The sequence below is a fragment of the Bacillus cereus group sp. MYBK216-1 genome (assembly GCF_051916495.1).
In the GTDB taxonomy this organism is placed as follows: Bacteria; Bacillota; Bacilli; order Bacillales; family Bacillaceae_G; genus Bacillus_A; species Bacillus_A thuringiensis_K.
The window spans coordinates 796867-808209 of sequence record NZ_JBQAGT010000003.1 but is presented as its reverse complement, the minus strand read 5'-3'; the positions used below and the strand labels follow the sequence as shown (position 1 = coordinate 808209).

Below are 11343 nucleotides of genomic sequence, written 5' to 3'. Positions count from 1 at the left end.
TCATAAAAGAATTAAGGCAAAATTAAAGGGTATGAGCCCAGTACAATACCGGGCTCATACCCTAGAGGCTGCCTAATGAAACGACCTGTCTAACTTTCGGGGGTCACTTCAATAAAGGAAATGGCTTTTAAATTTCCATAAAACAACCAAACTTTATTTCCCATCACATTGTTCTCATTATTATTTTGGCGATGTTAATGATTAATATTTATAGCCTGTACTATATTCACCTGTAAGAATCACTATATAAAAAAACAGGTTAAACATTTTATAAAATATTTAATTTTACTAGTAAAGCTAATAAAATTTGGAGAAGAATTTGAACATTTACTGCTATGTCTGTATCCGTAGTCGTAACTGTAACATTTCTAGAATTTCTAATAACAGTTTCTTGTTTATTAATTTGTTTAATAGATGATTTTTGAAACAATTCTTGTGCTACACGATCAGCTTTTTCACTATCTGCTATAGAAATACTTATTATAACCACAATAGCTGCTTGTAAAGCTGCTTGAATAGATAACGCAGCTTTTGTATCAGTAGTAGTAACTTCTACATCTGCTGAATCAACTATTGTAATAGATTCTTCAGAAATTTGATAAGTTTTACTTTCTTGCGCAGCTGCTTCTGAAACGCTAGCATTTTTAAAAGACGGATGAGGATTTGAAGAATCTAATGCACTCCACTTTTTATTTCCATCTGAATGACATGTTTTTTCCATAAGTTCACCCCCTTTCAATCTAAATAATTATTAACCTGTGATTGTATTTCAGAAATAATACTTTTAATTTGCTGCTTTTTTTCTGGCGATAAATTTTTTAGTTTTTCTTCATTTATCCCATGCCTATTAAAAATATCTGAGAGTAAAAGGTCTATAATTATATTCTTTTGATCTTTATCAAACTTAAAGGAAGAAAATTTATTTAAATCATCCATTTACAATGTTCACTCCTATCAGTTTTCTATAAAAAATTCAAATAACTACCAGCATTATATGTATTTAAATAACAATTGCTTGGACAAGTAACTTAATCTTCTATTTTCCCTTCTTTTTACTAATGAAATCAAAAGGCTGTCTTCTAATGCGAAGACAGCCTCCCGTTACTTAACATATATAAGTTTTAATTACTGTTAAATAATAAGTTCACCTTTGCTATTGTATAGTTATCCCCACTTACCTTCCCATCAATCTTGAATTTTAATTTAGTCATAATAAGAAGTCCAAGCTTGTACCACATATTACAACAAAAAAATATTTACTTTGAGTGAACCATTATAGCTAAATATAAATGGGATAGACACTTTATAAAATGTTTAGTTTAACTAGTAACGCTAATAAAATTTGAAGGAGAATTTGAATATTCACTGCAATATCTGTATCAGTAGTTGTTACGGTTACGTTTCTGGAATTTTTAATAAATGTTTTTTGTCTATTAATTTGTTTAATAGATGATTTTTGAAACAATTCTTGTGTTATTTTATCTGCCTTTTCACTATCTGCTATAGAAATACTTACTACAACCACAATAGCTGCTTGTAACGCAGCTTGGATGGATAGCGCAGCTTTTGTATCTGTAGTAGTAACTTGTACATCTGCTGAATCTACTATTTCAATATATTCCTCAGAAACTTGATCGATTTCATCTGTTTGTATAGCTTCTTCTAAAAAATTTGCATTTTTACTATATGAATAAGAATTTACTGATTCGGAATCCTGATTTATTGGCTCAGAAACCTGTTTTTTTGGTTCACAATCCTTTTTTATTGGCTCAGAATCCACTTTTTTTCGTTCAGAATCCCGATTTAATGGATCCCGGTTTTTCTTTCGTCTACAAACTTCACAATCACACATAAAATCACCCCTTTTAAACTAAAAAATTAGCAATATTAAAATATTGGCTAACTACTAGCATTTTATGTATTTTTTAATAATTTGTTTGGACAAGTAACTTGAATTTATATTTTACTTCTAATTCTTTTTTGTAATAACAAAAAATAGCCTTCTAACAAGAAGACAACCATCTTTTATTTCACATTTATATAAAAGACCCATACTTAAATACACTTAACTTCATATAATATTTTTAGAATGAGTAGTCGTTACTGAAGGGCACTTTTCGAAGTGCTCTTATCTTTAATCTCCCTCTTTTTCAGGAAGAGTTTTTTTACTAAATCCTAATATGATTTGTATCACTAAGGCTGGCGATTACCACATTTCCTTAATAGCTTCAATGAATACAGTAGCTACTAATTAAAATACCCCTATGATTTTCTCTACACTAAAAAAATCGTGCGTTATCGAACACATGAACTATTTTTTATTTTGACTATGTAACACTAAATTCACAACATTATTATCCTATATTTGGTGAAGCCTACATTTCAATGCCAGCAACCCCACACTTTTAACTAATAACTTAAACAAATGTGCTATCTCAAGGTTCCTTTGATATAGTATCTTATGTTCTATATAATGAAGAGAGCGCTAGTATTCGGAAGGAGGATGTATATGAGTATTCAACTAGCTACATCTAACGATTTAAAATGGATTAATAGTCAATATGAATCAATAGGATTTGTACGAAGTGATTTAAAGAGAGATAAAGTTGCAATTATTACATATAACAACGAGTATGCAGGTGTTGGCCGATTAGTCCAAATAGATGAAGATACTTTAGAAATGGGCGGGATTTTTATTCTGCCTCAATTTAGAGGGCTACAATTAGCTGGTGAGCTTGTTTCATTTTTAGTAGAAACTGCGAAAAAATCACAAATACAAGATGTATATTGTCTTCCTTTTGAGGAATTAGAAAACTTTTATAAGAAATATGGCTATACTGAAGTCGATACTACGAAAGAAGTAGTCCATCCAATTATTCTAAAAAAATATAATTGGTGTTTGGAGAATTACGATAAACACGTTCTACTCTTCAAATTGTAAATGTAATAAAAAAATATATTCTCAATTGCTTTTCTATCCGTACTCCTAATCGGAGCTAAGGATTAATCAAAGATATTTTATCTCTCCTTTTATAAATGGTTGATTAAAACTCAATGTTCCGTTAATACTATAGGTAACATGATTGTATTTCTCCATTCTCCCTTGGAGAAGAGCAGTTAGCTTTTGCTAGCTGCTCTTTTATTTTTTCAAAAAGTCACATAAATATCTTTAATTCCAAACATTCAAAAGATAAAATGTGATAAGATTGTTATGAAGATATTTACCAACTAATAAATGCGCCCTAGACTTACGTACTAGGGCGCATTTATTTTTTAGTATGAACTTCCTTCACTCATCTATTGTCCACAAAATAAGTATCATATGCCTTATCAAATTCATATCCTAACTTTTCTGCTAGTTTAGCAGATGTAGTATTCGCTGCGTCCCAATTTGGATACTTTCCACTTTCTAAGCAATCCAATATAAGAGCTGCACTTACTACAGTTGCCAAGCCCTCTCTTCTATGATTGTGATCAGTCGCAACTTCAATTTCAATCCCATCATTATAAATACTATAGGAGGATGCACCACATACAACTTCTCCGTTATATAAAATGCTATAACCTATACCACGGTTTATATAATCTTCTACCGACTGAAATTGACTTATAAAATCTTCAGAGATTTTATGTAATGTAGGGCTATTTGCGATATGCTCATCTATTCTTCTTAACTCATATTCTTTTGGAAGTGTTGATATAAAAGACTGTAATTTTGAACGATTAAAAACTTCTGGATTTCGTTTGAACTTATAGCGTAAAAACTTATCTATTTTTCTTTCATGGAATGTTTCTAAGCGTTGTTTCCACTCTTCACTATTTACGATAACTAAAATTCTTTCTGGAATATTACGTAATAACTCTTCTGTTTCTTTCACATTTGGGTCTCCAGCGTAAAATGTAAAAATCCCTACCGTAACTTGTGCTACTGTTGGATTTTCAAGATCATTGACCCAAGCAGTACCCATATGCCCTTGTAAATAAGAAAGTAAAACAACGTTATTGAAATCCTCAAACATAGAAACTAGTTTTTTTCTTGTATGTATATTCGCTTCATATATCATTTACATTCCCGCCTTCTTTAAAATCAATCGTATTCTAAATCTTTAAGAATCAACTTATATAATTTTTCACTCAACCGCTTGTTATATAAGCAAACACCTATTAAACTAAAATTTTATATAATTATAAATTATTCACAAATATAAAATTATTATAACATCTAATAAAAAAGAGTATCTCACTTTTTAAACTTTTGAATATACATCGTGTATGTATAAACCCTCAACATAATGTATGAGGATTTATCAAAAAATGCGTTACAACTCCTTCTTAGAAATAAAAGATTCCATTTCACCATTTTTATATACTTTAGTCAATTTAACAACTGACTTGTACGTGTTAACCTCATCGCTTATCATTTTTTTCAACTCTTCTATTTCGATATTACCAGTTCCACTCTCTACTTTTAAACAATTTGAAATGTTTAAGTATCCACTAGATGCGAAAAGAATAATGAATGTAATATCAGGAAAATTAATGAACAGTATTCCAAACTTTAAAGGGTTCGCAGCAGTATCGGATAAAACTAATCGAAAATCTAACAGTTCAGGTACTTGAACAAAGTCCTTAGAAACAATCGCTTTACCTAAAATTGCAACTTGCTTTACTACATTCCCAAGTTCATCTGTAAATTCAGTACATATAGGTGTATCTATTGTTTTAGCTTGTAAAGATACATTTAATTCTACATTATGAAAATCGAAAAAGATTGTACTACCCTCTGTTAAACATTGCGGGCACACATTTCCTAGCAAGCTAAAGTCCTCTTCAATATATTTAACTTTTGTTTTGCAACTACATACTTTCCCTATTCGAATCGCATCAATCTTTGAACAATCGACAAATATAACCTCATTGTCTTCTTGTACGAATGATACGATACCTGTTTTCTTATTAAATGAAAGAAAATAAGATACAACAATTTCCTTTCTTGCTATTATGATATTTTCAACTTTAGTATACGCTTCTAGACTTTGTAAAAACTCACATATACTATTTTGGCAACACCCACAATCACGTTTCGGTTCACAACCCACTTACACTCCATCCCTTCTCTATATAGAATTGCTACTACATATATATGAGTAGCAAATAAGAAAAGCTTGGACAATATAACTTTAACGTAACATTATCGTTACCTACTCGTACATTTATATGGAAATTACACCAATTTTGAGTAAGGACACATAATTTTTACTATAAATACATATAACAATTTCATCTTTCATAAAAAAAACGTTATAATAAGGTGTAGCCTCTACGATTACGTTATAAAGGAGATTAAAACTATGGCTAAAATTAAAGTGTACCAAGCAAAAGAAGAAAATATGGATGCAGTAAAAAATATCATTGATGTTGAGGAACAAAACCCAACTGCTGAAAATTTACAAAATCTATATGCGTGTGTATTAGATACTGAAGATATGGCATTGCCTGAATCATATATTGAAGAAGATATCTTAATTGATTCTATTGAAGTTATGGTTAACGCTTCTCAAAGCAAAGTAAGAGACTTAGGCGCATACGATGTAATCGAAGTTCAAAACAAAGGCAAGAAAACGCAAATTTTATTACTTGCAGACGAAGAATACGAAATTATCGAAGGCTAATCTAACACCGTACATACGAAAAAGCTCCTTTCCAATTGGAAAGGAGCTTTTTCATTACGCTTTTGATGTTTCACTCTTTTTATTCATTTGTTCTTTCTTAATTACCATACGCTCATTTCCCATAAAGAAAATGAATATGAATGCTAATCCAGCTGGTACCAATGCCCACATGAATGTTTGAACAATTGAACTAGAAAGAGCGTCAATAATCTTATCTAATATTTGCGGAGGGATTTGAGATCTTGCCGATTCTGATAAAATGGCTCTTGAATCCCCTAATTTTGTATTCATTCCCCCGCTCATACCTTTAAACGCTTCTTCTAATTGATCTTGGAAACCTGTTCTTTGGATCATTCCGAAGATTGTAATGCCTAGTGTCATTCCTAATGAACGAATGAAGTTACTCGTTGAAGTCGCAGACCCGCGCTGTTCCATACCGAAGTTGTGAATAGCTGCCATACTTAGTACAGAGAATGAGAAACCGACTCCAAATCCGATAATAATCATATAAACTGTTAATAATGCACGACTTGTTTCTGGTGTTAACGTGCTTAATAAGAATAATCCAATTAGCATAATAACCGCAGAAATAATCATAATGTTTCGGTAGCTAAGCTTAGTTGTTAAAAATCCGCCTAACTGCGCTGTTACGACTGACCCTAACATCATCGGTAAAAGTAATAATCCTGAGTTTGTTGCAGTCCCGCCGTATACACCTTGAATGAATAACGGAATGTATACAGTTGCTGACATAAATGCAGCCCCGTAACATAATGCAATAATTGTACTCATTCCGAATAAGCGCTGTTTAAACATCTCAAATGAAATAATTGGTTCTTCTACTTTTCGTTCAATAAAAATGAATGCGATGATTAAAATAGCGAATCCACCAAATAAACTTAAAATAAAGCTAGAATCCCAATCATATTTTTGTCCGCCTAGTTCAAGCGCAAACATTAAAGAAACTACTGCACCAACTAAAGTAATTGCGCCAAACCAATCAATTTTTTGCTTTCTATGAACGCGTGATTCTTTATAAAAGAATGTAATAAAAATAAGTGCTAAAATGCCAAGTGGTAAGTTAATATAAAATACCCAGTGCCAGCTAATGTAATCGGTAATATATGCGCCAAGTAATGGCCCGAAAATACTAGATAATCCAAATACAGCTCCAAATAAACCACCCATTTTCCCGCGTTTTTCAGGTGGGAAAATATCAAAAACGATAGTAAACGCGATCGGCACTAATGCCCCGCCGCCAATACCTTGAATAGCACGATAAATACCTAACTGTGTAATATTTTCAGCAGTACCACAAAGTGCCGAACCAATCATAAAGACGATTAAACCGAAAATAAAGAATCTCTTTCTACCATACATATCTGATAGCTTACCGAAAATCGGCATGCCTGCCATTTCTGCGACCATATAGGCAGAAACGACCCATACAAAATTTTCGAGGCCTCCTAAGTCACCAACGATTGTTCCCATCGCCGTTACGACAATGGTATTATCCATCGATGCCATTAAAATACCTAGCAATAAGCCCGCCACAACAAAGCCGAGCTTACTATTCTTCTCAACCATATCTCTTGCTCTCCCTCATACTACTTATATTTGTTTATGTTCTTTTACGACTGCATTACCTTTTTGATTAAAACTAGTATGATATTCTACAACACTAATTTCACATCCAGGACCAATTGTGACGTTGTTGCCTCTTACAACTTCAGCAATCGTATGTTCTAAATAGATATCATCTCCTTCAACAATCGAAGTTTGGAGGTTTCCAGCATGACTAGTAAAAGGAATAAATCTCGCTTTTTTACGAACGGTAATTTTTTTACCACCAATTTCTCTTACCTTACTGCCTTCATAACGAAGTGAGATTTGAATATTTTCAGCATTAAGTAATCCATCACTTTCAAGACCACCAGTTAATGATAAATCTTCTACTTCAATATCTCCCTTTACATTTAAAGCACCTTTTACATCTACGAAATCACCTGAAAACTTTCCTTCAATATCTATCATACCTCTAACTTTTGTTTTTTCAATATGAGCATCACCATGAATTTGTGTATTACCATATACTTTTACATATTCCGCATCTACATTTCCTTGTACTTCGTTATCTCCATACACGACATAGTTTTTCACTTTTACATTACCGCGTACATCACTCGTTCCGTACGTTTTAAACTCATTGCAACTCATATCATTCGTAATTGTTCCTTCACCGCGAATCTTCACTTTATTATAATCTCCGCCTGCTGAATTACCAGAACCATTTACTGTGAGACTATGTGGATGTTCCATACTGATTTCTCCCTTCCGTTAAACCTGCTTAATTTCTTTTACATTTGCATTTTTATCAACAGTAAGAACACCAGTATATTCAATCAGTTCAATCTCACAGTTTGCTCCTACTGTAACATTGTTTCCTCTTACCGTTCTTATGTGAGCATAATCAATATCGATATTGTCACCTTCTAATAGTTCAGCTTCTAACTGCAAGCCAAACACTGTTTTAAATAGTCTACTAAATGTACCTGATCTATGTCTTACTTTAATCGTTTGACCACCAATTTCTTTCGCTCGACATGTACCGTGAATATTTATATTAATTTCATCTGCGCTTAATAAACCACCGATTGTAAATTGTCCTTCTGAAGAAAAAGTATCCACTTCACAATTACCGTCAATTGTAGCTTGACCATTGACTTTAAATTCTTCACCAGTGACATTTCCACCTATTGTACCTTTTCCTGCAATTTTCAAACTGTTTGCTTTTACATTTTGCGTAATTGTTGCTTTTCCATCAATTCGCATCGTTTCAGCTTGAACTGTGCCATCAACTTTACCAGATCCGCTAATTCGTGCACTGCTACTTTTCAAATCGCCAGTAACTGCACCGTAACCGTTACATTCAAATTGCTCACATTCAACATTTCCATTCACAGTTCCTTTTCCGTTTAATTGCACTTTATGAAACTCGCCACCATTCGATGAACCGTAACCATTTATAATCAAATTATCTGTACGCATACTTTCTCCTCCACTACAACAATTTAGTTTTTAATGCTTCGGTATATTTCATAATCGCTTCGCGTAAAACGATTTTGGTGCCTTTTTCAAAAATTAAATCGTCCACGTTTGAAACTAATAAACATGTAGAAATCCCTAACTTTCGGACAATGATTAAATCACAAGTTTTATGTTTAATTGCTTCATAATTTTCACGTAAAACTTGCAAGACCATTTTTCCTTCTTCTAAACTAATCTCTCCTGATTGTAGTAATTCTTCTAACATGTACACATAAAGAATGTCTACAAATTGAAACTCTGCTGTTTTATTCGTTTGTTCTATGAAAAATTGTAAAACTGGTTCTGATGCAATCCCCTTGCATAAAATGTCTTCCTTTGTTAAAAGAATTTCTCTCACACTCGGCGAAAACATGTTCGCTAGTTCATCAAGTGATAAATCCTCTTTCATCGTTTGGATTTTATCGATACGCTCTAATATCTTTTCTTTCGGAAAAAATGTCTCTTGACCTGTAAACGTTGATTTTCGTACAAACCAATCTTCCGGAATTAAATTTTTTCTTTTCCACCTATATAACTGTCCGTATGAAATACCAGTTAGTTCTAATAAATCTTTTTTTGAAATTAAATCTGTACTCAACTGTACAACACTCCTTCCTGATAACAATGTAACATAACACTGTTACGTTGTAAATAAACTTTTATCACAAGTAGCGTAACAATGTGTAAAACAAACCTATTCCTACATACAAAAAAGGCTCTTACACACCTTATGAAAATGTGCAAAAGCCCTTATATATCAAGACTTAAACCAAATATTATAAAAATCAATCCAACCTTGTGAATTAATCATTATATTTTGAACTTTTTCATGTGTACTTACCTCTTGTTTATTACGATATAAAGGAATAATATGAATTTGACGTAACAAAGTATCCTCGATATCGCGTAACAGTGTAACTCTTTTCTCTAATTCTTCTTGTCTAAAATAAGGAGACAACTTTTCATGAAAGTCCATGCTGCTTTGTCCATGAATAAAACTATTTTTTGTAAGAAACATATATAATAGACTATCTTCTATTCGTTCACTAATTGTGGCACTATCATGCATCATATCGGCCTTTTGTATCGTACTTACTTCCAATAGCTCTTCTATATCAAGAAAATTTTTTTCTACACGAACCCCGTATTTCGCACACTCTTTTTGTATCCACTGTGCATCTTCAACATGATCTCGTCCTGTAAATGTGTAGAGTTGTAGCACTTCATTATGATAAGTACTCCTTTTAATTAAACTTTCTACATCTTCCTCAATCTCTACAATGCTTTCACCTGCTAATATTAGTTTTTTTGCCACTTCTCCACGTTCTCCGCCGAGTTCTTGAACGATTGTATAACCATGAATGATGTTGTATAACGCTTTCCGAAATAACGCATCTTGCATTGGTCCTTCTTTCGTAAGATTACATGTTATATATGTCACGTTCGACTCAAGCCGAGACAATTCTTTATTATGTTTTTCTTTATCTTTATACTGCGCCTTTACTAAAACATCGTATGTACTTACACCTTGTTCTACATTCCACAACTCAACACGATCTAAAAAAGGTCTTTCACGAAAATATAAAGGATGTCCTTCTAAAATGAACAGATTTTCATTACTTTTATATAATTGAAAAGGCCCTGTTCCAATTAGCCCTCCTGCTTCATCTTCATTCACGATAGAACACTGTTCTGCACTTAGCATATGTAAAAACATTCGATTTTCTGTATGTAATTGAATTTCGAAAACGTAGTCATCCACTGAACGGATACTTTCAACGTGTTGTAACATCCATGCGTGTGCATTATTTTCCAGCTTCATAAATCGATTCAACGAGTATATAACATCATGTGCAGTAAGTTGTTTTCCATTATGAAAGTGAACTCCTTTTCGTAAGTAAAACGTCCATATTTTTTTAGCGTCATTATATTCCCAGTGAAATGCAAGTCTTGGCTCTATAATGTTTGTATTACCGTCTACATACACGAGTGTGTCGAATATATGTTTTACCATATGGCATTCTGAGCGCATTGTAGCGTATACAGGATCTAATGTGATATCTAAATTCATTTGTACTTGCAACCGGAGTACATCTCTTCTCCCTTCAGATGTCATTTCAACCTTATGACCAAATATTGAATCCACCCAGCAGTGATATTCTCCCTTTACCGATGGAAAATGCGAGCTATAGCGTTCCACAAATATGCTTCCGCTTTTCACATCCCCTTTTTTCGTTATTTCTTTTCCTCTATCTAAAATTAAAGAAATCGGGTGCTTTTGAAATATTAACTTAGAACGATTTCCTCTACCGCGACCTGGAAACCACTTAATCCAATTTAAATCATCTAATTTTTTTATAATTAATTTACTATTACGCTCTGTACAAAATAAAGTTTCAGATATATTTTGCACTGTTACTTCCAAACGTTCTCCCTCTTTTTTTCCTTTTCCATAAGCAATCCATAGTTCAATGTATTGATCTAAAATAAACATCAAAATCCCCCTAAAAGGTGAAAAATACTCCCTATTCTTTCTACCCTTTTTCCAACTCTCCTTTCATCTTATCATTTCAATATAGAAAGG

General features: G+C 32.6%; 13 protein-coding genes. 3 read left to right on the top strand and 10 right to left on the bottom strand.

What is annotated here, in order from left to right:
• Positions 1-76: IS3 family transposase (locus tag ACTFRH_RS14390; protein ID WP_142309144.1), on the top strand; the 76-nt coding region annotated here is incomplete at its 5' end.
• A gap of 192 nt (positions 77-268) precedes the next feature.
• Here ACTFRH_RS14390 and ACTFRH_RS14385 read toward each other — a convergent pair.
• The 3 genes from ACTFRH_RS14385 to ACTFRH_RS14375 all read right to left on the bottom strand — a co-directional run bounded on the left by ACTFRH_RS14385 (position 269) and on the right by ACTFRH_RS14375 (position 1852).
• A complete protein-coding gene (locus tag ACTFRH_RS14385) occupies positions 269-721 on the bottom strand; it encodes a spore coat protein (RefSeq protein WP_000415813.1) in 453 nt (150 codons plus the stop codon).
• A 14-nt stretch (positions 722-735) separates the two neighbouring features.
• Positions 736-936 carry a spore coat protein gene (locus ACTFRH_RS14380; RefSeq protein WP_000342252.1) on the bottom strand — a complete coding sequence of 67 codons (201 nt, stop codon included), beginning with the start codon at positions 934-936 and terminating at the stop codon, positions 736-738.
• 367 nt (positions 937-1303) lie between these two features.
• On the bottom strand, positions 1304-1852 hold the full coding sequence (locus ACTFRH_RS14375; protein WP_000332789.1) for a spore coat protein: 549 nt from the start codon (positions 1850-1852) through the stop codon (positions 1304-1306).
• 657 nt (positions 1853-2509) lie between these two features.
• Here ACTFRH_RS14375 and ACTFRH_RS14370 point away from each other — a divergent pair.
• On the top strand, positions 2510-2941 hold the full coding sequence (locus ACTFRH_RS14370; protein ID WP_000027168.1) for a GNAT family N-acetyltransferase: 432 nt from the start codon (positions 2510-2512) through the stop codon (positions 2939-2941).
• A gap of 352 nt (positions 2942-3293) precedes the next feature.
• Here the strand turns inward: ACTFRH_RS14370 and ACTFRH_RS14365 are convergent, their stop codons facing one another.
• Both ACTFRH_RS14365 and ACTFRH_RS14360 read right to left on the bottom strand, forming a co-directional pair.
• Complete coding sequence (locus tag ACTFRH_RS14365) at positions 3294-4064, bottom strand: GNAT family N-acetyltransferase (RefSeq protein ID WP_000638736.1); 771 nt, start codon at positions 4062-4064, stop codon at positions 3294-3296.
• A 255-nt stretch (positions 4065-4319) separates the two neighbouring features.
• The gene (locus ACTFRH_RS14360; RefSeq protein ID WP_000501703.1) at positions 4320-5099 is read right to left on the bottom strand and encodes a BC_2878 family exosporium-associated protein; all 780 of its coding nucleotides are present in this window, start codon (positions 5097-5099) and stop codon (positions 4320-4322) included.
• Between the two features lie 252 nt (positions 5100-5351).
• Between ACTFRH_RS14360 and ACTFRH_RS14355 the strand changes: the two genes are divergently transcribed.
• The gene (locus ACTFRH_RS14355; protein WP_001062727.1) at positions 5352-5672 is read left to right on the top strand and encodes a hypothetical protein; all 321 of its coding nucleotides are present in this window, start codon (positions 5352-5354) and stop codon (positions 5670-5672) included.
• 54 nt (positions 5673-5726) lie between these two features.
• Here the strand turns inward: ACTFRH_RS14355 and ACTFRH_RS14350 are convergent, their stop codons facing one another.
• The 5 genes from ACTFRH_RS14350 to ACTFRH_RS14330 all read right to left on the bottom strand — a co-directional run bounded on the left by ACTFRH_RS14350 (position 5727) and on the right by ACTFRH_RS14330 (position 11253).
• A complete protein-coding gene (locus tag ACTFRH_RS14350) occupies positions 5727-7259 on the bottom strand; it encodes an MDR family MFS transporter (RefSeq protein ID WP_000229654.1) in 1533 nt (510 codons plus the stop codon).
• A gap of 24 nt (positions 7260-7283) precedes the next feature.
• Positions 7284-7991, bottom strand: coding sequence for a polymer-forming cytoskeletal protein (locus ACTFRH_RS14345; protein WP_000400908.1), 708 nt, complete (start codon positions 7989-7991; stop codon positions 7284-7286).
• Between the two features lie 18 nt (positions 7992-8009).
• Positions 8010-8720 (bottom strand): bactofilin family protein, encoded by a 711-nt coding sequence (locus ACTFRH_RS14340; RefSeq protein ID WP_001258385.1) that lies wholly within the window; start codon positions 8718-8720, stop codon positions 8010-8012.
• A gap of 13 nt (positions 8721-8733) precedes the next feature.
• A complete protein-coding gene (locus tag ACTFRH_RS14335; protein ID WP_000102239.1) occupies positions 8734-9357 on the bottom strand; it encodes a YhbD family protein in 624 nt (207 codons plus the stop codon).
• A gap of 159 nt (positions 9358-9516) precedes the next feature.
• Positions 9517-11253 (bottom strand): SgrR family transcriptional regulator, encoded by a 1737-nt coding sequence (locus ACTFRH_RS14330; RefSeq protein ID WP_000470194.1) that lies wholly within the window; start codon positions 11251-11253, stop codon positions 9517-9519.
• Positions 11254-11343 lie beyond the last annotated feature (90 nt).